At 66.5% G+C, this 20,305-nt stretch carries 20 protein-coding genes and 2 pseudogenes; 12 read left to right on the top strand and 10 right to left on the bottom strand.

What is annotated here, in order from left to right:
* Position 1: 1 nt before the first annotated feature.
* The gene (locus JTE92_RS11170) at positions 2 to 436 is read right to left on the bottom strand and encodes a phasin family protein (protein ID WP_232353407.1); all 435 of its coding nucleotides are present in this window, start codon (positions 434 to 436) and stop codon (positions 2 to 4) included.
* Positions 437 to 670: 234 nt separating this feature from the next.
* Positions 671 to 2,227 carry a nitric oxide reductase transcriptional regulator NorR gene (gene norR, locus JTE92_RS11165; protein ID WP_063237438.1) on the bottom strand — a complete coding sequence of 519 codons (1,557 nt, stop codon included), beginning with the start codon at positions 2,225 to 2,227 and terminating at the stop codon, positions 671 to 673.
* 153 nt (positions 2,228 to 2,380) lie between these two features.
* On the opposite strand from norR, the gene ytfE reads away from it, so the two are divergent.
* Positions 2,381 to 3,109 (top strand): iron-sulfur cluster repair protein YtfE, encoded by a 729-nt coding sequence (gene ytfE / locus JTE92_RS11160; protein ID WP_063237437.1) that lies wholly within the window; start codon positions 2,381 to 2,383, stop codon positions 3,107 to 3,109.
* 39 nt (positions 3,110 to 3,148) lie between these two features.
* Positions 3,149 to 5,437, top strand: a complete 2,289-nt coding sequence (locus JTE92_RS11155; protein ID WP_063237436.1) for a nitric-oxide reductase large subunit — start codon at positions 3,149 to 3,151, stop codon at positions 5,435 to 5,437.
* A gap of 90 nt (positions 5,438 to 5,527) precedes the next feature.
* Here the strand turns inward: JTE92_RS11155 and JTE92_RS11150 are convergent, their stop codons facing one another.
* Entirely contained in the window at positions 5,528 to 5,704 is a 177-nt protein-coding gene (locus JTE92_RS11150; RefSeq protein ID WP_157096908.1) for a hypothetical protein, read from the bottom strand.
* Between the two features lie 40 nt (positions 5,705 to 5,744).
* The gene (locus JTE92_RS11145; protein ID WP_063237434.1) at positions 5,745 to 7,058 is read right to left on the bottom strand and encodes a DUF3422 family protein; all 1,314 of its coding nucleotides are present in this window, start codon (positions 7,056 to 7,058) and stop codon (positions 5,745 to 5,747) included.
* Positions 7,059 to 7,071: 13 nt separating this feature from the next.
* Here JTE92_RS11145 and JTE92_RS30620 point away from each other — a divergent pair, with 13 nt between their 5' ends.
* From JTE92_RS30620 to JTE92_RS11135, 3 genes are all read left to right on the top strand, one after another.
* Positions 7,072 to 7,203, top strand: coding sequence for a hypothetical protein (locus JTE92_RS30620; RefSeq protein ID WP_255286395.1), 132 nt, complete (start codon positions 7,072 to 7,074; stop codon positions 7,201 to 7,203).
* 5 nt (positions 7,204 to 7,208) lie between these two features.
* The gene (locus tag JTE92_RS11140) at positions 7,209 to 8,075 is read left to right on the top strand and encodes a LysR family transcriptional regulator (protein ID WP_063237433.1); all 867 of its coding nucleotides are present in this window, start codon (positions 7,209 to 7,211) and stop codon (positions 8,073 to 8,075) included.
* A gap of 312 nt (positions 8,076 to 8,387) precedes the next feature.
* Positions 8,388 to 8,870 (top strand): SgcJ/EcaC family oxidoreductase, encoded by a 483-nt coding sequence (locus tag JTE92_RS11135; RefSeq protein ID WP_063237432.1) that lies wholly within the window; start codon positions 8,388 to 8,390, stop codon positions 8,868 to 8,870.
* Between the two features lie 14 nt (positions 8,871 to 8,884).
* On the opposite strand, the gene JTE92_RS11130 is transcribed toward JTE92_RS11135, so the two are convergent.
* Both JTE92_RS11130 and JTE92_RS11125 read right to left on the bottom strand, forming a co-directional pair.
* Positions 8,885 to 9,730 carry a cytochrome c gene (locus JTE92_RS11130; RefSeq protein ID WP_063237431.1) on the bottom strand — a complete coding sequence of 282 codons (846 nt, stop codon included), beginning with the start codon at positions 9,728 to 9,730 and terminating at the stop codon, positions 8,885 to 8,887.
* Between the two features lie 140 nt (positions 9,731 to 9,870).
* Complete coding sequence (locus JTE92_RS11125) at positions 9,871 to 10,785, bottom strand: sterol desaturase family protein (RefSeq protein WP_063237430.1); 915 nt, start codon at positions 10,783 to 10,785, stop codon at positions 9,871 to 9,873.
* 254 nt (positions 10,786 to 11,039) lie between these two features.
* Here JTE92_RS11125 and JTE92_RS11120 point away from each other — a divergent pair, with 254 nt between their 5' ends.
* Complete coding sequence (locus JTE92_RS11120) at positions 11,040 to 11,333, top strand: hypothetical protein (RefSeq protein ID WP_063237429.1); 294 nt, start codon at positions 11,040 to 11,042, stop codon at positions 11,331 to 11,333.
* An 88-nt stretch (positions 11,334 to 11,421) separates the two neighbouring features.
* Positions 11,422 to 11,718 carry an EF-hand domain-containing protein gene (locus JTE92_RS11115; RefSeq protein ID WP_063237428.1) on the top strand — a complete coding sequence of 99 codons (297 nt, stop codon included), beginning with the start codon at positions 11,422 to 11,424 and terminating at the stop codon, positions 11,716 to 11,718.
* A 33-nt stretch (positions 11,719 to 11,751) separates the two neighbouring features.
* Here the strand turns inward: JTE92_RS11115 and JTE92_RS11110 are convergent, their stop codons facing one another.
* From JTE92_RS11110 to JTE92_RS11100, 4 genes and pseudogenes are all read right to left on the bottom strand, one after another.
* Positions 11,752 to 13,011 (bottom strand): MFS transporter, encoded by a 1,260-nt coding sequence (locus JTE92_RS11110; protein ID WP_063237427.1) that lies wholly within the window; start codon positions 13,009 to 13,011, stop codon positions 11,752 to 11,754.
* Positions 13,004 to 13,180, bottom strand: a pseudogene (locus JTE92_RS11105) (chromate transporter); the annotation flags it as partial. The gene JTE92_RS11110 and the pseudogene JTE92_RS11105, both read right to left, overlap by 8 nt.
* A 35-nt stretch (positions 13,181 to 13,215) precedes the next feature.
* Positions 13,216 to 13,326, bottom strand: a complete 111-nt coding sequence (locus JTE92_RS30850) for a hypothetical protein (RefSeq protein WP_503108265.1) — start codon at positions 13,324 to 13,326, stop codon at positions 13,216 to 13,218.
* 45 nt (positions 13,327 to 13,371) lie between these two features.
* Positions 13,372 to 13,689 (bottom strand): annotated as a pseudogene (locus JTE92_RS11100) (Chromate resistance protein ChrB); the annotation flags it as partial.
* A gap of 137 nt (positions 13,690 to 13,826) precedes the next feature.
* On the opposite strand from JTE92_RS11100, the gene JTE92_RS11095 reads away from it, so the two are divergent.
* The 5 genes from JTE92_RS11095 to JTE92_RS11075 all read left to right on the top strand — a co-directional run bounded on the left by JTE92_RS11095 (position 13,827) and on the right by JTE92_RS11075 (position 20,295).
* Complete coding sequence (locus JTE92_RS11095; protein WP_063237424.1) at positions 13,827 to 14,180, top strand: hypothetical protein; 354 nt, start codon at positions 13,827 to 13,829, stop codon at positions 14,178 to 14,180.
* Between the two features lie 99 nt (positions 14,181 to 14,279).
* Positions 14,280 to 15,497: a TolC family protein gene (locus JTE92_RS11090; protein WP_063237423.1), complete on the top strand. Its 1,218-nt coding sequence runs from the start codon at positions 14,280 to 14,282 to the stop codon at positions 15,495 to 15,497.
* Positions 15,494 to 16,048: a hypothetical protein gene (locus JTE92_RS11085; protein WP_063237422.1), complete on the top strand. Its 555-nt coding sequence runs from the start codon at positions 15,494 to 15,496 to the stop codon at positions 16,046 to 16,048. Before JTE92_RS11090 ends, JTE92_RS11085 begins: the two co-directional genes overlap by 4 nt.
* 68 nt (positions 16,049 to 16,116) lie before the next feature.
* Positions 16,117 to 17,181, top strand: coding sequence for an efflux RND transporter periplasmic adaptor subunit (locus JTE92_RS11080; RefSeq protein WP_232353408.1), 1,065 nt, complete (start codon positions 16,117 to 16,119; stop codon positions 17,179 to 17,181).
* A 9-nt stretch (positions 17,182 to 17,190) separates the two neighbouring features.
* On the top strand, positions 17,191 to 20,295 hold the full coding sequence (locus JTE92_RS11075; RefSeq protein ID WP_063237420.1) for an efflux RND transporter permease subunit: 3,105 nt from the start codon (positions 17,191 to 17,193) through the stop codon (positions 20,293 to 20,295).
* The last annotated feature ends 10 nt before the right edge of the window (positions 20,296 to 20,305 follow it).

Below are 20,305 nucleotides of genomic sequence, written 5' to 3'. Positions count from 1 at the left end.
GTCAGTTCGCGCGCGGACGCGGTGTCTCGCGGACCAGCCAGGCGGGAATGTCGGTGACGGCCTTCGCCCCCGCGGTCCAGTCCGTCAGCGGTCCCTGCATGAACAGGTGGCCCCAGCCATCGATCCATTTCTGCTGGGCGCGCGCCAGCAGTTCCAGCATGGCCGACGCATAGTGCAGCGGCCCGCCCAGCAGCGGCAACTCGCTGGCGATCTCGCGCGCGTACAGGCTCTCGGGATCCTGTTCCGCCAGCAGGCCCACGGTGTCGAAGCGTATTTCGTCCGCCATGCTGCGGGCAAATTCCAGGTTCAGCTCGGCCATGCGGCGCCACGTGTCGGCCAGGTCTGCCTGCATGGACTGGAACTGTTGCAGGCTGGCAAAGCCTGCCGTGAAGACGGCAGGGAATGGCCAGAAGGTTGGCGTTGCGGTCATCATCATGGGCATCTCCGGTTAGGGTCCACAGGTTGCGCCGGCCGCAGGGTGCTGGGGACAACACATGCATGTTGCACTGCAAACGACGTCTGACTAGCTTAGCCAGAGGACGCGGCCTTTGCCATCGCGGATGCCGCCGGCGCCCTGATGCCGTTCAGTTAAGGTATCAAGCCCCACCGTCATTTCCCGCGAAGGCGGGAACGACTGTGGTCAGCTGAACAGCATTACCGCCGGCGCCCTTCATTTGCAGCCCAGGCGCCTGGCCAGCTTGTGCAGGTTGCTGGCGTCCACGCCGAGCTGCCGCGCCGCCTGCGCCCAGTTGCCGCCATGGGCGTGCAGCGCCTGTTCGATGCAGGTGCGCTGGGTCTGGTCGACGGCCTCGCGCAGGCTCGTGCCGGGGACGATCGCGGGCAGCGCGGCGCGCGCGGCCTCAGCCAGCGCTGGCGGTGCCGCATCGAGTCCGTCCAGGTCGAGCAGCTCGGTCTCCAGCGTGACGATGTCGTTGCGGCCGGCGCCGCGGCTGACCGCGCGCAGCGCGGCGCGGCTGAGCACGTGCTCGAGCTCGCGCACGTTGCCGGGCCAACGGTAGCGCCGCAGCGCATCCTGTGCCGCCGGCGACAGGCGCAGGCTGCGCAGGCCCAGGCGGGCGCGGTTCAGTTCCAGGAAGCGCCCGGCCAGCAGCAGCACATCGTTGCCGCGCTCGCGCAGTGGCGGGATCGGGATCGGGTAGACCGACAGGCGGTGGTACAGGTCGGCGCGGAACGAGCCATCGCGCACATGTTCGCGCAGGTTGCGGTTGGTGGCGGCGATCACGCGCACGTTGACGCGGCGCGGCCGGTCCGAGCCCAGCCGCTGGATCTCGCCGTTCTGCAGCGTGCGCAGCAGCTTGGCCTGGATCGACAGCGGCAGCTCGCCGACTTCATCGAGGAACAGCGTGCCGCCGTCGGCGGCCTCGAAGCGCCCCGGGCGTTCGCCGGTGGCGCCGGAGAAGGCGCCGCGGGCGTGGCCGAACAACTCGCTCTCGGCCAGGGACTCGGGCAGCGCCGCGCAGTTGACGTGCACCAGCGGCTGCGCGCGCCGGCGCGACTGGCGGTGCAGCCGGTGCGCGAACAGCTCCTTGCCGACCCCGGTCTCGCCCAGCAGCAGCACCGGCAGCTCGGTATCGGCAACGACTTCCAGCTCGTGCAGCAGGTTGGCGATGGCCGTGCTCTGGCCGACGATTTCGCCGGTGATGTCGCCGGCGCCGGCCGTGCCTTCGTCGGCAACGGGCTTGCCCCGTGCCACCTGCAGCGCCAGGATCTCGGCCTCGAGCCGGGTGGTGCGGATCGCCGCCTCGACCACCACGGTGAGCCGCTGCAGCTCGGCCTGCGCGGCGGCGTCGAAGGTGCCCACGGTGAGCGCATCGAGGGTCAGCACGCCCCATGGCTGTCCTTCGACCTCCAGGCTGGTGCCCATGCAGTCATGCACCGGCAGCGGCTCGCCCACGTGCTCGTCGATCAGGCCGTCGTACGGGTCGGGCAGCACGCTTTCGTGGTGGAAGCAGGTCACGCCGCGCCGCGCCAGGATTGCCGCCAGGCGCGGATGCAGGCCGACGGCAAAGCGCCGGCCCAGCGCGTCGCCGACCAGGCCGTCCACCGCCAGCGGGCGCAGGTGGTCTTCTTCCAGCCGCAGCAGCGCCACGGCGCCGCAGCGGAAATGCGCCCGCAGCCCGCTGACCAGGCGCTGCAGGCGCACGGCATGGGGCAGGTCGGCCACCAGGTCGGCCAGCAACTCGGGAACGATCGCGGAATCGGTCATGGTGAAAAATACCTGCTGCGGTAATTAGTACCACGGGAAGTGTAGGGTATTTAAAACCGTCCGTACAGCAACTCGTTGATATGGAATGGTTTTTTTCAGGCACGCTCCTCGCGTTATGTCATGCGGACGCAACTTCCCACACAGGAGCACCTCATGACCTACCAGGACCAATCGCTCGGCCAACTGGCCCGCCGCATTCCCGGCGCGACGCGCATCTTCCATGACTACGCGCTCGACTTCTGCTGCGGAGGCAAGCAGACCCTGCGCGATGCCGCGCTCGAAAAGGGCCTCGATGCCGCTGCCATCGACAGCATCGAAGCGCGGCTGCATGCCCTGCACGACGACGCCGCACCTGCCGGACAGGACTGGAACGCCGCGACGCCGGCCGCGCTGATCGACCATATCCTGACGCGCTTCCACGCCCGCCACCGCGAGCAGCTGCCCGAACTGATCCGGCTCGCAAGCCGGGTCGAGCAGGTCCACGGCGACCGGCCCGAATGCCCGGTCGGCCTGGCCGACCACCTGACCGGCATGCTCGGCGAGCTGGAAACCCATATGCAGAAAGAAGAGCAGGTGCTGTTCCCGATGCTGACGCGCGGCCTGCAGGCCGCCGCCGGCCGCCCCATCGCGGTGTTGCGCATGGAGCACGACGACCACGGCGTGGCGCTGCAGCGGATCGCCGACCTGACCAACGACATCACGCTGCCGCGCGCGGCCTGCAATACCTGGCGCGCGCTTTACCTGGGCCTGCGCGCGCTGCGCGAAGACCTGATGGAGCACATCCACCTGGAAAACAACGTGCTGTTCGAGAACGCCGCCGTGACCGACACGGTGGCCGCCACCGTGCCCGCCACCGGTTGCGGCTGCACGGGCCACGCCTGAACCGCGCACCACCCATCACAACCCCAACGAATTCACATCATGGGTTCCTACCGCAGACTCTGGTTCTTGCTGATCGCCGTGCTGGCGGTCACTTTCTCCCTGCTCGGCTACTACGGCGTCGAGGTGTACCGGCAGGCTCCGCCAATACCGGACAAGGTGGTCACGGCCGAGGGCCGCACGCTGTTCACCGGCGAAGAGATCCTGGACGGCCAGACCGCCTGGCAGTCGGTGGGCGGCATGCAGCTCGGCTCGATCTGGGGCCATGGCGCCTACCAGGCGCCGGACTGGACCGCCGACTGGCTGCACCGCGAACTGACCGCGTGGCTCGAGCTGGCGGCGCAGGACACGTACGGCCGTCCGTACGACAAACTGGCCGCGCCCGAACAGGCCGCGCTGCGCGAGCAGTTGCGCACGGAGTACCGCGGCAATGCCACCGATCCGGCCACCAACGTGCTGACCGTGTCGAAGCGCCGCGCACAGGCCATCGCCAACACCGCGGTCTACTACGACCAGCTCTTCTCCGACGCGCCGGCACTGCACACCACGCGCGATCACTTCGCCATGAAGGAGAACACGCTGCCCAGCGCCGAGCGGCGCCAGCAGCTGACGCAGTTCTTCTTCTGGACCGCATGGGTCGCCTCGACCGCGCGCCCCGGGCATGAAGCCACCTACACCAACAACTGGCCGCACGAGCCGCTGATCGGCAACCAGCCGACCAGCGAAAACGTGGTGTGGTCGGTGATCAGTGTGGTGGTGCTGCTGGCCGGCGTGGGCTTCCTGGTGTGGGCGTGGGCCTTCCTGCGCGGCAAGGAAGAAGCGCCGCCGCAGGCGCCCGCACGCGACCCGCTGCTGTCGGTGGCGCTGACCCCGTCGCAGCGCGCGCTCGGCAAGTACCTGTTCCTGGTGGTGGCGCTGTTCGTGTTCCAGGTGTTCCTGGGCGGCTTTACCGCGCACTACACCGTCGAGGGGCAGAAGTTCTACGGCATCGACGTCTCGCAGTGGTTCCCGTACGCACTGGTGCGCACCTGGCATATCCAGAGCGCGCTGTTCTGGATCGCCACCGGCTTCCTGGCCGCGGGCCTGTTCCTGGCGCCGCTGATCAACGGCGGCAAGGACCCGAAGTTCCAGCGGCTCGGCGTCGATGTCCTGTTCTGGGCGCTGGTGGTCGTGGTGGTGGGCTCGTTTGCCGGCAACTACCTGGCGATCGCGCAGAAGCTGCCGCCGCACCTGAACTTCTGGCTGGGCCACCAGGGCTATGAATACGTCGACCTGGGCCGGCTGTGGCAGATCGGCAAGTTCGCCGGCATCCTGATCTGGCTCGGGCTGATGATGCGCGGCATCCTGCCGGCGCTGCGCGCGCGCGGCACTGACCGCAACCTGCTGGCACTGCTGACCTCGTCGGTGGTGGCGATCGGCCTGTTCTATGGCGCGGGCCTGGCCTACGGCGAGCGCACCAGCCTGACGGTGATGGAGTACTGGCGCTGGTGGGTGGTGCACCTGTGGGTGGAAGGCTTCTTCGAGGTCTTCGCCACCACCGCGCTGGCCTTTATCTTCGCCACGCTGGGACTGGTGTCGCGCCCGATGGCGACCGCGGCCAGCCTGGCCTCGGCGTCGCTGTTCATGCTCGGCGGCATCCCGGGCACCTTCCACCACCTGTATTTTTCCGGCACCACCACGCCGGTGATGGCGGTCGGCGCCGCGTTCAGCGCGCTGGAAGTGGTGCCGCTGATCGTGCTGGGCCATGAGGCCTGGGAGAACTGGCGCCTGAAGCAGCGCGCGCCGTGGATGGCAGACCTGAAGTGGCCGCTGATGTGCTTTGTCGCGGTGGCGTTCTGGAACATGCTGGGCGCCGGTGTATTCGGCTTCATGATCAACCCGCCGATCGCGCTGTACTACATCCAGGGCCAGAACACCACGCCGGTCCATGCGCATGCGGCGCTGTTCGGGGTCTACGGCTTCCTGGCGCTTGGCTTCACGCTGCTGGTGCTGCGCTATGTGCGGCCGGCCTACCGGCTCAGCCCGGCGCTGATGAAGACGGCTTTCTGGGGCCTGAACGCCGGCCTGGTGCTGATGATCGGCACCAGCCTGCTGCCCATCGGCATCATCCAGTTCCTGGCCAGCGTCGAGCATGGCACGTGGTACTCGCGCAGCGAGGAGTTCATGCAGCAGCCGATCCTGCAGACGCTGCGCTGGGTGCGCACGTTCGGCGACGTGGTGTTTATCGTCGGTGCGGTGTCGTTTGCCTGGCAGGTGGTGCTGGGGCTGGCTAACCGTACCCCGGCCGCGGCGGACGCGGCGGCGGTGAGGCTGAAGGCGGCTGCGCGCTGACGCGCGCGGCTACGCGGCAGTATTGAAGCAGTAAGAGGTAAGGAGAGGCAGTACTTGCCCGCCCGGTTTCCGGGCGGGCGTTTTTTTGCGTCAGTTGTAGCCAAGAATCGCGATCGTCGCGACGTCTGGCCGGTCGTTCGAGTTGTCCGTCAGCACTTCCGTGGGCGTTTTCTGCTGACTCACCCGATGCGGCCTGATCTGCGGCGCTTGCCGGGTAGCCCCGGACAACGATACGGGGGACGGGTCAATGCTCGTGGTGGCGTTCATATGCATTTCTCGGTAATAAGCGCTTCGGGTCGACTACGTTTCAGGCGCGGCTTGCCTGGGCAACGCCATCGTGGGATTTCTGGGTCCGGCTGCGTTTGATGATGCCGAACACGATCAGCACCACGGGCAGGATCAGCAGGCCTTCGGCCAGTTCGGGATCGACGGGCAGCTTCACGACATGCAGCGCCTTCAACCCCGCTGCCGCGATGGACAGCACGTAGTACGAGATCGCGGCGACAGACAGCCCCTCGACCGCATGCTGCAGATGCAGCTGGTTGCGCGCGGTACGCTCCAGTCCGGCCAGCAGCCGGGTGACATCGCGCTCCTGGGTCAGGTTGACGCGGGTGCGGAGCAGGTCGACAGCACGCGCGACCCGTGCCGCGATCTGTTCGTGGCGTGACCAGACGCTGCGGCACGTCTCCATGGCGGGGCCGAAACGTCGCTCCATGAACTCCGAGATCGTGGGCATGCCTTCGATTCGCTGTTCCCGCAGCTCGTGGATGCGCGCCAGCACGATCCGCTCATAGGCGCGCGACGCGCTGAAGCGTCCGCTGTGCCCCGACAGCGATTCCACGCGCACGGCCAGTTCGGTGAGCCTGTCCAGCAGTTCCGCATCGTCCTCGCCGGCGCGACGGGCGTCCATGGCCCGCATCAGCTCCTGGAGCGAGCCGTGAATGTCGTCGAGCTCGCGGCCCAGGCTGCGTGCGACCGGCAGCGCCAGCAACGCCATCATGCGATACGTCTCGATCTCGTAGAGCCGCTGCAGCAGCCTGCCGCCCTGTTCCTCGCGGAAGTCCTCGTCGATCGCGAGGATGCGCATATAGCCGTCGGCCCGCACATTCCAGTCGCAGTAGACCTTGCCGCCGCCCAGGACATCGCTGCCGACGAGAACCGGCCCGTCGAGCCAGTGGCGCAAGTCAGCGCTCGCGGCGGCTGCGGCATTTCCGCGGAGCAATTCCATCCGGACCGCATGAAAGCGCTTGCCCGCCAGCAGGCTCAGCCAATCTGCCGGAACACGATCGATGGCGAGGTCGTTGAAGTAATCGGTGTCGTCGCGCGGACTGACGAAGGTGAAGGTGGAGAACTCGGTGTGCCGCTCCCACTTCAAATGCCAGCCGAAGGGCGACTGTACGGCGTGGTGCGTGACCCCGTCCGTGGGCAGCGCCATGCCGGTCTGTTCGCACAAGGTGCGGACGAGATGTTCGTGGATCGCAGGATCCTCATCCGAATAGATCGCGTAGTGGGTCAGTGACACGCTGCGGCTGAGCCGAAGAAACGGGCGGGCGTGCAATTCAGCGACCAGGGAGGCGCGCAGCGGGTGGTCGACAAGTAGCGAAGTGGCTTGGTTGTCCATGCTCGGAGGGCGGATGGCTGAAATCCGTGGTCAAGACGTGGTGCAAGGTTGCGGTCCACGTTGTTTGTTTGCTGTTGCCGAATATCGCACGCCGCTTTCAAGAAGAAAAACGCATAATGTTGATTGGTGCATTCAGTTTTCCTGATAGCCATGAAGATGCTCGACCACGATGTCCTGGCTACGGTAGTCGCCGTCGCCGAGACCGGCAACATGACGCGGGCCGCCGAGGCGGTGAACCGCTCCCAATCCGCTGTCAGCATGCAAATCAAGGCACTTGAGGAAGCGCTGGGGCGGCCCCTGTTCGTGCGGCGTCCGCGCAGCATTGTGCTGACGCACGAGGGTGAAGTGCTGCTGGGCTTCGCCCGGCGGATGCTGGCCCTGCACGACGAAGCCTGGGCCGCCGTGGTACGGCCGGAGGTGACCGGCAAGGTAGCGATCGGGGTGCCCGACGACTACGCATCATCGCTGCTGCCATCGGTGTTGAAGAAGTTCTCGACGACGTACCCGAAAGTGCAGATCCAGGTAGTCGGCCTGCCCAGCAGCGCGTTGGCGCCACTGGTCAAGGACGGCACCGTCGACCTGGTCTGCGGCACGCGCGTGAAGGGCTTGTCGGGCGACTTCATCCGCTACGAGCCGATGGCATGGGCCGCCATGACGAACGGGCCGCAAGTCTGGGAGGACAGGCCGTTGCCCATCGCCGTGTTCATGCCGGGCAGCGTGGCGCGCGAGAATGCGATCCGCAGCCTGGATCGCGCACGGATTGCGCATCGAACTTCGTACGAGAGCCCGAGCCTGCTGGGTTTGCTCAGCATGGTCGAGGCTGGCCTGGCCGTCGCGGCGCTGGCCCGGTGCGCGATCCCGCCCCAACTGACCGTGCTTGGCCAGGCCCATGGGCTGCCCGACCTGCCGCCGCTCGAGCTGATCCTTGCCCGAAGCGCGAAGTCCAAGCGGCCGCCTTGCGATTTCCTTGCCGAGCAGATCATGACGGACCTTCGGACAGGGGCAGGGCAGGCCTAGCACCGGTCGCCTGTATTAAGGCGACGCTTAAATGGGTGGCTTGTCGCTAATGCCGTTCAGTTAAGGTATCAAGCCCCACCGTCATTCCCGCGAAGGCGGGAATCCAGCGTCTTTTGAAGTCACTGGGTTCCCGCCTTCGCGGGAACGACTGTGGTGGCTGGTCGCCGCTTTTATCCCCGCTGTTATCCCCGCTTTTATCCCCGCTTTTATCCCCACTGCGCCGGCACGATGCAGACATGGCTAACCCCGGTGGGATAGTCCATACTGCATTGCGTGCATTCTGGCTCTAACCATAAATCCAGGGAGCTAGCCATGAAGCTGACCTGCATTGCTTGCCTGGCCTTCGTACTTGCCGGATGCGCCATGAACCAGGGAGCGCCAGCCAGTCCACAGGCGTCCCGCACCGAATCCTGCAAGCAGGCCTCAGAGCAGGAAATCGCCGCGTTGTTTGATCGATGGAACCAGTCACTGCAGACCGGCGATCCCAACAAGGTGGTGGCCAATTATGCGGAACGGTCGATCCTGCTTCCGACGGTATCCAACAAGCCGCGCCTGACCCCCGCCGATAAGCTCGACTATTTCAAGGAATTCCTGCAAAGCCGTCCCGCCGGCAAGATCGACTTTCGCAGCATCGAGCTGGGCTGCAATTATGCGGTGGATGCCGGCATCTATACCTTCACCTTCGCACGAACGGGGGCCGTGGTGAAGGCTCGCTATACCTACACCTATCGCTGGACTGGTTCGCAATGGCTGATCACAAGCCATCATTCGTCGGCCATGCCGGAGAAGACCTGACGCAACCTTGGGCCTCAGGAGCCCTTGCGCCCGGCCATATGATGCAGGTACGCCAGCAGGTCCTTCAGGTCGGCATCCGATAGCGTCCTTTCGTCGATGGCCGGCATGCGCGCGCCGGGCCACCAGCGTAGTGACTGCGGGTCGCGGATCAGTTTGGTCAGCTTGTCGTCGCCCATGTACTCCACCACGCTGTGCGGCACATTGAGATCCGGGCCGAGGTGGGCATCGCCGACCTTGTTCAGCGAATGGCATGAAAAGCAGACACGCTGGAAGGCCGCGAACCCGCGCATGACCGCACCGTCGGCCGGCTGGTCGGAGGCAGGCCGGATGGCCGCAAAGCGCTCCGCGGGCGACGCGGTGAGATCGATGCGCGCGATGCTGTAGGTCCAATGGCTTTCATTGACCACGGATGCGGCGCGCCCCGACGGCAGCGTCCAGATCAGGCGAAACGGGCCGATGCCCTGGCCCTTGAGTTTCGGCCACGGCCTCGCAGGATTTTCTACGGCCAGCCAGGCCCGCGGCGCGTCGGCGCTATCGGCCAGCAACATCCGGATGGGCAGGTGGGAGACATAGCCATCGCTGGCCGCGGTCGTGGCAGTCGCGCTGGCCTCCACAGGCATGCCGCGCAACAGGGAGGCCATGGGGATCGCCTTGAACGTCAGGCGGCGTTTCAGGTTGTCATCGTCGACCGTCACGTCGGTCAGCCGGCGGTCCTTTAGCAGCGCATCGACCGTCCAGCTGCGTTGCTGCGTGCCAGCCGAAATGACCAGCGTGGCCGGCTCGGCGCCGCTCGCCGGACTTGCAAGCAAGGCCATGGCGCAGCCAAGCGCTCCAACTGCCTTTGCAATCCAGGCCTTCATGGGTGTTTCTCCGGAAGCGGGTAATGTGTCGAAATGCGCGCGTCGAAATGCGCGCGTCGAAATGCGGGTCGAAGGCTCAGTGTAATAAAAAAAAAACGGACAGCCTGCGCTGCCCGCTTCTTTTCCGCCTACCCTGCCTGTTACCTCGCGCTCACCGCCACCGCACGCTCCATGGCTTGCTGCTGCCGCAGGACCTCCGTCGTCTGACCCTTCCCGTCCGGTGCCCAGCCCGGAGGCATCAGCAGGTAGCCGATCGCATTCAGCAGGCCGCCAGCGTTGATCATGTCCTTGCCCAGGCCGATCCAGTGTTCGAACTGGTTGACGAACGGGTTGTGCGTGGTGGTCGGGTGGACCAGGCCGTAGCGGCAGGGCTCGTCCTCACGCTCTTCCACGTAGGTGCCGAACAGGCGGTCGAAGATGATCAGCACGCCGCCGTAGTTGGCATCCAGGTAATCCACATTCGAGGCATGGTGCACGCGGTGCGCCGACGGGGTGTTGAACACTTTTTCGAACCAGCCCAGCTTGGGGATCCAGGTGGTATGCAGCCAGAACTGGTACAGCAGGTTCAGGCTCAGCGTGGACAGCACGACCTCCGGACGAACCCCAAGCCAGACCAGCGGGGCAAAGAACATCGACGCGCCAAGGATCTTGCCGGTCCAGCCGAGGCGATAGGCCGTACCCAGCGTCAGTTCATTGGGCGAGTGGTGGACCGCGTGCGTGGCCCAGAAGAAGCGGATGCGGTGCGAGGCGCGGTGGTACCAGTAGTAGCAGAACTCTTGCCCGAGGAAGAGCAGCAGCACGGCCAGCGCGCTGTTGATCTCGACGGTGAAGATCCGGTGTTGCCAGGCGAGCGCGAAGATCGGCGTGGCCAGTGACAGCGGCAGCAGTGCCATCAGCTTGCGCCCGGCCATGTCGGCCAGCGACAGTCCCATTTCGTGCCAGGGGTAGGCCTTGCCTTGCTGGCGGGCCCTGCGCGCCAGGAAGAAGGCTTCGACCAGTGAGATCGCCACGACGAAGACTGTGGCGAGAAGGGTGATCTTGTGGAGGCTGTGCATGATCGTCCTGTGGGGTCAGTGGTGACGCCTGGCTTTACGGGGAGCGGCATTGCTGCGTCGGTGAGGCAAATGTAGTGGCCGATCGCGGCCGGCGCCATGTGGGAAATATGTCGCCGCATGTCATGCCTGACGGGGCCGCCGTCGTGTAACACCGCGACATGTTTTCCGCGTCGAATTTCGCCAGACCCCGACCTATAGTTCGGTCCGTTGCCGCGCTGCACCGGCCGGCTGAAACCGAAACCTAAGGACCTGTGATGACCTCGCGCTTCTCCAAATTCCCCCGCATTCCCCGCTTCCTTGGCGCTGCCGCCGGTACGCTGGTCCTGCTGGCAAGCAGCCAGGCCTTCGCCTCGACCGTGGTGGTCGCCCCGGCCAGCGTGTACGTCCGTCCGCAGGCGGTGGTGGTTGCGCCGCCGCCCAAGGTGGTGGTCAAGCCTGCACCCAAGGTGGTCGTGGCCTCGGCGCCGCTGCCAACGGTGGTCGTGAAGGCCACGCAGCTGCCGCGTAATGTCTACGTCGCATCCCGCCCGGTCTACTTGGTGCGGTGATATTCACGGGTCAATGCGCGGGTGCCGTATGCGTATCCGCGAACCTGAGTTCACAACGCCGGCAGAGGCCGGCCAACGGAGAAACACCATGAAGAAGATGATTGCAGTAGTCGCCATGTGCCTGGCTTCTGCAGGTGCGTTCGCGCAAAGCGCCGACATGCCCGCTGCCGCCGCCAACCCGCGCGTGGAGCGTGCGATGCAGCAGTTGCAGGGCCGCTTTGCCGGTGCAAATACCACGCACGACGGCAAGCTGACGCGCGAGCAGGCAGCCGCCGGCATGCCGATGGTCGCGAAGCATTTCGACCAGATCGACGCGCAGCGGACCGGCTATGTGACGCTGCCGCAGATCGAGGCGTTCATGGGGCAGATGATGATGTCGCGGTAATCCCGGTCTCCCGCGGTCCACGGGTCCGCTGGATCAGTTGAGCGGCTTGACGCGACGGAACGAGCGCAGCATCGCGAGGTCATAGGCGATCTTCAGCAGGCCGCAGGCGACCAGCGGCGTACTGGTAAAGCCGTAGGCCATCAACGCGGCGGCGAGCGCAGGACTGAGAGCCGCAGTCAGGCTGCGCGGCACCGCGGTCAGGCTTGCAGCAGCCGCCCGTTCGGGCGGTGTGACAACGGCCATCACATAGGCCGTCCGGGTCGGCACATCCATTTGCGACAGCGCGCTGCGAGCCAGCAGCAGTGCCAGGCTAAGCGCCAGCGTGGGTGCAAAGGCAGCTGCGATCAGGCACAGGCTGGACGGAATATGCGTGAACACCATCGTATTGAGCAGGCCGATCTTTCGCGCCAGCGGCACCGCAGCGAGTTGCGAGAACGTCGTCAGTACCCCTGCCACGAAGAAGAACTGGCCGGTCGCGGCCGGACTCAGGCCGAAACGCTGCATCAGCCACAGCGACAGCAGCGAATTGACGACGAGCCCGCCCGCGAACGCGTCGACACTGAACAGCATGGCCAGTCGTAACACGATTGGACGGGAAGGACCCAAGGGTGTTCTCGCCGCGGTCGCCGCTCCATGTGGCTGAGCGACAGGTACGCGCGCATACAGACGCCACAGCAGCAACCCTATGATCCCGTAGAAGACGAACATCAGGCGCATCGCATCGAGCAGCGGCAGCCGGGATTGCCCGGCCAGCCATGCCGGTATCGCCGCCGCCAGTGCCCCGAAGGCGGACGAGAATGCGCCGATCAGGCCATAGCGGGCGAACAGCGCCGTCCGGGTGTCGGGCGTTGCCGATTCCGCCAGCCGCGCATGTTCCAGCGGCAGGAAGATACTGACATCGCCGGACCCGGGGTTGAGCGTGCCGACGAAGGCGATCATCAGGAGCGGCCACAGCGTGGAGAAACCCGCGAAGGCGAGGCCAGTCGCAAACATCAGGGCAGCCGCCAGCATCATCAGGCGGCGTTGCGGGTAGCGGTGCCCAACGAGCCCGATCAGGATCGTGGCGAGGGCGGAGCCGATCAGCGTCGCGCTGCTGATGAGCCCGACCGCCATCGAGTCGAAGCCGAGCGCCAGCAGATAGGACGGCAACAGCACGGCAACATAGCCATCGCAGATGCCACGCAGCGCGCGGCCGGCAAGCAGCGGCATGGCGTCGGCGTGGACACCGGATGGCAGCGCGAGGCGTTCGAGCCAGTGGCTTCCGGTGTTCGAGGGGTGGTCATTAGTCGCCATCGCTGATCCAGCCCCGCCGCTCCACCAGGTCGCGATGCATATAGCCGGCCAGCGCGACCGGCCCGCCAAAGCCGGTCGTGCCCAGGCGAAGAAAATAGAGCACGAGCTGCCAGAGGGTATAGGCAGGGCGCTCCGCGGCCTCCGGCGGTGCCATGCCGCTTGATTGCATGCGATTCATCACGAAGTCCTGGAGGGAAGCCGAAGTCAGGGCTTCCTGTTGGTGGAAAAGTGTGCGTAAAGCGAATCCAGCACCGCGCCGATTTCCGCCAGCAGGGCGTCATCATCCTTCAGGCGCGCGCGTGCGCCGGCCAGCATGGCCTCGAAGCCGCTGGCTTCCGGTACCGCAATGCCGCCGATGTTGCGCGCCTCTGACAGGGCCGCTTGCAGTTCGGCGTAGTCGGCGGTGCGGTCGAACAACGCCCGGAAAGCGCTCTCCTCCTCCGGATCGGCGGCGCGGACATTCAGGAGCCAGGCTTGCCCGCCTTCCTGGCGCGCCTCGCCGGCCAGCTCGCGCAACTGGGCGACCTGCACGTTGCCCGCGGGCAATAGATAGGCGCCGTCACGCAGTGCGGCGCAACCAATGGTCTTGATCGCGCGCCAGATCCGCATCCGGGCGGTGGCGCCGGAGGTTGGTAGCGTGACGATCAGCAGGGCCCAGGTGTCGGGGAACGCCGTCATGAGCGCATGTTAGAAGCCCACAACTTGCATTTCAACGGTGTAGATGTCTCTACAAAAAATGCTCTTGGGCCACATTTGAGGCATGACCTGGACCCCGGTCGCGCCCGCACACGATAGGTCAGGTAAAATTGCGCCTCATGTCGCGCGTGATTGCCATCCTCCTGATGCTGATCCTGCCGCTGCAGGCACTGGCCGCAGCGCAGCGGCAGCTCGCGCATTCCGCCGGTTTCCCGGTGGATCACATGGCGGCGCATGCCGATCATGTCCCCCATCACCACGATGATGACGGGGATATCACGTTCGACGATTCCGCTGCCTCCGCGTCGCACCAGCTCGACTTCGACTACGGCATGCACTTCCAGGCGCCGCTGCCCGGGGGGCTGCCGCTGTCGCTGGCGCAGCGGACGCAGCCCAAACCGTTATTCCTCGGCGGCCGCATGCCTGATCCCCGCGGCAGTCCACCTTTACGCCCCCCTCACGCGCCCGCCTGACGGCGGGGCACTGATCTCCTGACTGCATCCCGTGGCGCAATGTCTTGTGCCGCGCCCCGCCGCATTTGCTTCGTTTTTGCAATTTGCATTGGGGATTCCATGCGGAAGATTTTCATTTCCATTGTTGCGTCCGCGCTGCTGCTGCCGTCGGCCCATGCCCATCCAGCGCCGGCGGACCTGCACGCGCTGTTCAATACCGCGTGGGAGCGGTCCGTTGCCTTCCAGGCGACCGAAGGGCGGCGCCTCGAGGCCGCGGCCAGCCGGATCCAGGCCGATTCGCTGATCGCCGGGCCGCCTACGCTCGGGCTGCTGCACCGGGATGACCGCTGGACCGAGAAGCGCGGCCTGCGCGAGAGCGAGGTCCAGCTTGGCGTCCCCGTATGGATGCCAGGGCAGCGTGCGGCACGCGGCGACCTGGCCGACGCGCAAGCGGCCGAAGCTGAGGCCGGCGGCGACCTGGCGCGGCTGAATCTTGCTGCGGAGGTGCGCGAGCGAGTCTGGCAGCTCGCGGCCGCGGAAGCGGAGCGCGATGTGCTGCGGCATCGCGCAGAGATCGCCGCGTCATTGCGCGACGATGTGCGCCGGCGGGTTGCCGCCGGCGACCTCGCGCGCACCGACCTGCTGCTGGCGCAGCAGGACCATCTGGCGGCACAGGGCCTGCTGGCGGACAGCGAGGGGCGGCTGGTGGACGCCAGGACGCGGCTGCTGCAAGCGACCGGGGTATCGGCCCTGCCGCTTCGCTTTGACGAAGCCGCGGCGCCAGTGAGCGACCCTGCTGCCGCCGCCGCGACCCACCCGCGGCTGGAAGCGGCGCAGCGGGCCGTGCAGCGCGGCGAGCGTCAGGTGAGCTACCTGCGCAAGTCGCGCCGCGACGCGCCGGAAGTCGGCGTGCTGTACCGCAATGACCGTGCGGGCGGCGGCATGCCCAGCGACCAGACGGTCGGCTTGTTCATCAAGATTCCGTTTGCCACAGAGGCGCGCAACATGCCACGCGAGTCGGCCGCGCAGACGGATCTGATGACGGCGCGCGCCGAACTCGACCGCACCGAGCGCGTCGTTCGCTCCGAAATTGACGCGGCACGCCAGGCGCTGTCGCTGGCGGAGCAGCAGCTCAGGCTCACCGAAGAGCGCAGCGCCACGCTGTCCGAGCGGGCAGCGCTGCTACGCAAGGCTTTCGATGCCGGCGAACTCGGCTTGCCGGAGGTGCTTCGCGCCCAGAACCATGCCCTCGAAGCCCAAGCCGACCTGGCGCGCCAGCGCGCCCGGCGCGGGTTCGCCATTGCCAACCTGAACCAGGCTCTCGGAGTGCTGCCATGATCCGCCAGTTCTTTCTGACTTTGCTATTTTGCTGCGCCTGCGTGGCGCATGCCGGGCCCGGGGCCCACGGACCAAACGGCGAACACCTGGACGCGCCGGCAAGCACCGGTGCTGCCGTGAATGCCCAGCCGGTCATCGAAGCCAATACGGAAACGTTCGAACTGGTTGGCACCCTGGCTGCCGATGAACTGTCGGTGACGGTGGACCGCTATGCCACCAACGAACCGGTCCTGAACGGCAATCTGGAGGTCGAGTTCAACGGCATCAAGGCGCAAGGCAAGCTGCACGCCGACTTCGGCGACTACTCCTTTACCGACGAGAAGCTCCTCAGGGCGCTGCGCCAGCCCGGCAACCACGCGCTCGTGTTCACGCTGATTGCGGGGAATGAGTCCGATCTGATCGAGGGCAGCCTGAACGTTGTTGCTGACGGGCACGACCACGGCCTTGGCGCGTTCTGGAAAGCGCGCTGGCCGTGGATCGCCCCCGTTGCGCTGGTACTGGCCGCTGCGGCCGGGTTCGTATGGCGCCGCCATGCAGGCAAGAAGAGCTGAGGCCAGACATCATGTCCAGGATTTCAAGTTTCGTAGTCATTGCTATGGCACTGGCCGCTAGTGCGGGCATGCCAGTCCAGGCGGGACCCGGTGCCCATGGGCCCAATGGCGAACACCTCGATGTGGCCGGCGCGGTATCGGGCACGGGGCTGGCCAGGCTGCCGGATGGCAGCGTCCACGTGCCCAAGCTCGCGCAACGGCGCATGGGCATCCGGACCGCGCTGCCGCAGGAAGCCACGCATCCGATGACGGTGGAGCTGAACGCCGTGGTGGCGATCGATCCCAATGCCGGTGGCCGCCTCCAGGCGGGACACGCCGGCTGGATCGAGCCGCCTCCCGGTGGCTTCCCGGTGCTGGGGCAGCGCGTTGCCAAGGGGCAGGTGCTGGCCGTGCTGCGGCACAAGAACGAACCCTTCGATACCGGCAACCAGCAGGCCCGCCTGGCGAGCCTGAGTGCCGACCTCAAGCTGGCGCAGCAGCGGCTGGCGCGGCTGGAGTCGCTGCAGGACAGCATCCCGCGCAAGGAGATCGAAGCCGTCCGCGCGGAAGTCCGCAGCCTGTCCGGCCAGCGCGACGCGGTGGGCAAGAGCCTGCGCCACACCGACAACCTGACCGCGCCAGCCAGCGGAATCATCGCGACCGCCAATGTCCTGGCCGGCCAGGTGGTGGCGGCGGGCGACGTGCTTTACGAAGTGCTGGATCCGGAGCGGATGCTGATCGAAGCCAACACCGCGGATGCCACGCTGGCGGGCCGCATCCAGGGCGGCACGCTGGGCCGCGCGGACGGTGGCAAGCTGGAATTCGTCGGCGCGGGCCGCAGCCTGAAGAACGGGGCCGTGCCGCTGATGTTCCGGCTTGCGGGCAAAACGCTGCCGCTTGCCGTTGGCCAGCCGGTGACCGTGGTAGCCACGCTGACCGACACGGCCACGGGCATTGCGCTGCCAGCCGAGGCACTGGTGCGCAATGCCAGCAATGTGCCGGTGGTATGGATCAAGTCCGGGACACAGCGCTTTATCGCCCAGCCGGTTGAGGCCCGGGTGCTGGATGCGCGTACCGTGGTCGTGGTCAGGGGCCTGTCGCCGGAGAACCGCGTGGTGGTGTCCGGCGCGGCGCTGATCAACCAGGTCCGCTGAGGGGCGCGCATGTTCAACTGGATTGTTCGCGCGAGCCTTGGCAACCGGCTGCTGGTCCTCGCCGTCGCCGTCATTCTGATGGCGTACGGCGCCTTCACCGCGTGGCGCACGCCGGTGGATGTCTTTCCGGACCTCAACAAGCCGCTGGTGACCGTGATCACGGAGGCCGGCGGCATGGCGCCGCAGGAAGTCGAACTGCTGGCCTCGTTCCCGATCGAGACTGCGCTCAACGGTATGCCGGGCGTCACGCGGGTCCGCTCGGTGTCCGGCGTCGGCTTGTCCATCGTGTATGCGGAGTTCGACTGGGGCAGCGATATCTATCGCAACCGCCAGCTCGTGTCGGAACGGCTTGCCCTGGTCAGGGAGCAATTGCCCGGCGGGCTCACGCCCATCCTTGGGCCGGTATCGTCGATCATGGGCGAAATCATGTTGATCGCCTTGCCGATCGATCCGGCCAGGGCCAGCCCCATGCAGGCGCGCGAGTATGCCGATTTCGTGCTGCGTCCGCGCCTGCTGTCGGTGGCCGGGGTGTCGCAGGTCATCCCGATCGGCGGCGAAGTGCGCCAGTTGAGGGTGGAACCGGACACCGCCAGGATGGCGCAGTTCGGCGTGGCGCTGCCGCAGGTGGAAAACGCGTTGCGCGACTTCGCGGCCAATACCAGCGGCGGCTTCATCGACCTGAATGGCCGCGAATACCTGATCCGCAACCTCGGGCGCACCAACCGCCTGGAAGACCTCAAGGGACTGGCCGTTGCCTACAAGGACGGTGCGCCGGTGCTCCTCGAGCAGGTGGCGAGTGCGCGCTATGCCGCGGCGCTCAAGCGCGGCGATGCCGGCTTCAACGGCAAGCCGGCAGTGATCGTCAGCGTGCAGAAGCAGCCCGCGGCGGATACGGTCCGGCTGACGCGCGAGCTGGAAGCAGCGCTGGGCGAACTGAAGCGAGGACTGCCTGCGGGCGTGTCCGCGCCGCAAATCCTGTTCCGGCAGGCGGACTTTATCGAGGCGTCGATTGGCAATGTGGTCGAGGCGCTGCGCGACGGCGCCATCATGGTCGCCGTGATCCTGTTCGCCTTCCTGCTGAGCGCGCGCACCACCGCGATCTCGCTGGTCGCGATCCCGCTGTCGCTGGCGGTGACTGCGCTGGCCTTCCATCTGCTGGGCCAGTCGATCAACGTGATGACGCTGGGCGGGCTGGCCATTGCCATCGGCGAGCTGGTCGACGACGCGGTGGTCGACGTGGAGAACATCCTGCGCCGGCTCAGGCAGCGCGCAAGCCTGGAGGATCCGCCGTCCGTGCTGGAAACGATCTGGCGCGCGTCGGTCGAAGTCCGCTCCGGCATCGTCTATGCCACGCTGGTGGTGGTGCTGGTATTCGTGCCGCTGTTCGCGCTGCCCGGCATCGAGGGGCGGCTGTTCGCGCCGCTGGGTATTGCCTATATCGTGTCGATCCTGGCGTCGATGCTGGTGTCGATGACGGTGACCCCGGTAATGTCGTACTACCTGCTGCCGCGCATGAAGCGGCTGGAACATCCGGACAGCCCGCTGGTGGCGTGGCTCAAGCGGCTCGATGCCAGGATGCTGGACTGGTCGTTCCCGCGCGCCAAAGCCGTGCTTGCTGCGGCCGCCGTCACAGTGGCCCTGGCGGCCGCCACCGTACCCTTCATGCCGCGGACCTTCCTGCCGTCCTTCAACGAAGGCTCGCTGGTGATGTCGCTGATGCTGAATCCCGGCACCTCGCTGGCCGAAGCCAACCGCATGGGCGCACTGGCCGAGACGCTGGTCCGCCAGGTGCCTGAAGTCACCCAGGTGGGACGGCGCACCGGCCGCGCCGAACTCGACGAACATGCCGAAGGCGTGCATTCGTCCGAGATCGACATCGACCTGACGCGCTCGGATCGTAGCCGGGAGCAAGTGATGGCCGCGATCCGCGCCCAGCTTGCAAGCCTTCCGGCGTCGGTCGCGATAGGCCAGCCGATTTCGCACCGGCTGGACCATCTGCTGTCCGGCGTGCGGGCGCAAGTCGCGCTCAAGATCTATGGCGATGACCTCGATACGCTGCGCGGGCTGGCGGAGAACGTGCGCGGGCGGCTGGCTGCCATACCGGGGCTGGTCGATATCACGGTGGAGCGCCAGGTATTGATTCCGCAGGTAAACGTGCGGCTCGACTACCGCAAGGCAGCGCAATACGGCATCCCCGCGGGCGAGGCGCTGAAGGCTCTGCAGACCTTGTCCGATGGTTCGCGCATCACGCAATTAATCGAAGGCGTGCGCCGCTACGACCTGGTGGTGCGCTTGCCGGATGCCGGCCGCACGCCGCAGGACCTGTCCCGCATCATGCTGGAATCGCCGCGCGGGCCGGTGCCGCTGTCGGCTCTCGCCACCGTCGAAGAGGGCGACGGCCCCAACCAGATTGGCCGCGAGAATGGCCGGCGGCGCATCGTCGTCTATGCCAACACCGACGGCTCGGATATGTCGAGGATCATCAGCGAAGTACGTGGCGCCGTGGCGCGCGCCGGGCTGCCGGGCGGTTACTTCATCAGCATCGAAGGCCAGTTCCAGGCGCAGGAGCAAGCCACGCAACTGATCGTGCTGCTGTCCCTGGTGTCGCTTGCGCTGATCTACCTGGTGCTCTACTCGCGCTACCGCTCGGCGACGCTGGCGCTGATCATCATGGCCAACATTCCGCTGGCGCTGATCGGCAGCGTCATCGCGATGTGGATCGGCGGACTGGCGCTGTCGGTGGCATCGATGGTCGGCTTCATTACGCTGACGGGCATCGCGACCCGCAACGGCATCCTGAAAGTCAGCCACTACATCAACCTGTGCCGCCACGAAGGAGAAACCTTCGGGATCCCGATGATCGTGCGGGGATCCCTGGAACGGCTGACCCCGGTACTGATGACTGCGCTGGTTGCCGCATTTGCGCTGGTTCCGCTGCTGGTGTCGGCCGATGCGCCAGGCAAGGAGATCCTGCATCCGGTTGCCGTGGTGATATTCGGCGGCCTGGTCAGCTCGACCATCCTCGATGCCGTGTTGACGCCGCTGGCCTTCTGGCTGTTCGGGCGCCGCCCGCTGGAGCGGATCCTGTCGCAGCGGCAGGGCGACATGTACTGAACATGGGCTT

It is taken from the genome of Cupriavidus oxalaticus (assembly GCF_016894385.1).
GTDB lineage: Bacteria > Pseudomonadota > Gammaproteobacteria > Burkholderiales > Burkholderiaceae > Cupriavidus > Cupriavidus oxalaticus.
The sequence above is the reverse complement of the archived record's forward strand: the minus strand, read 5'-3'. Positions and strand labels throughout refer to the sequence as shown.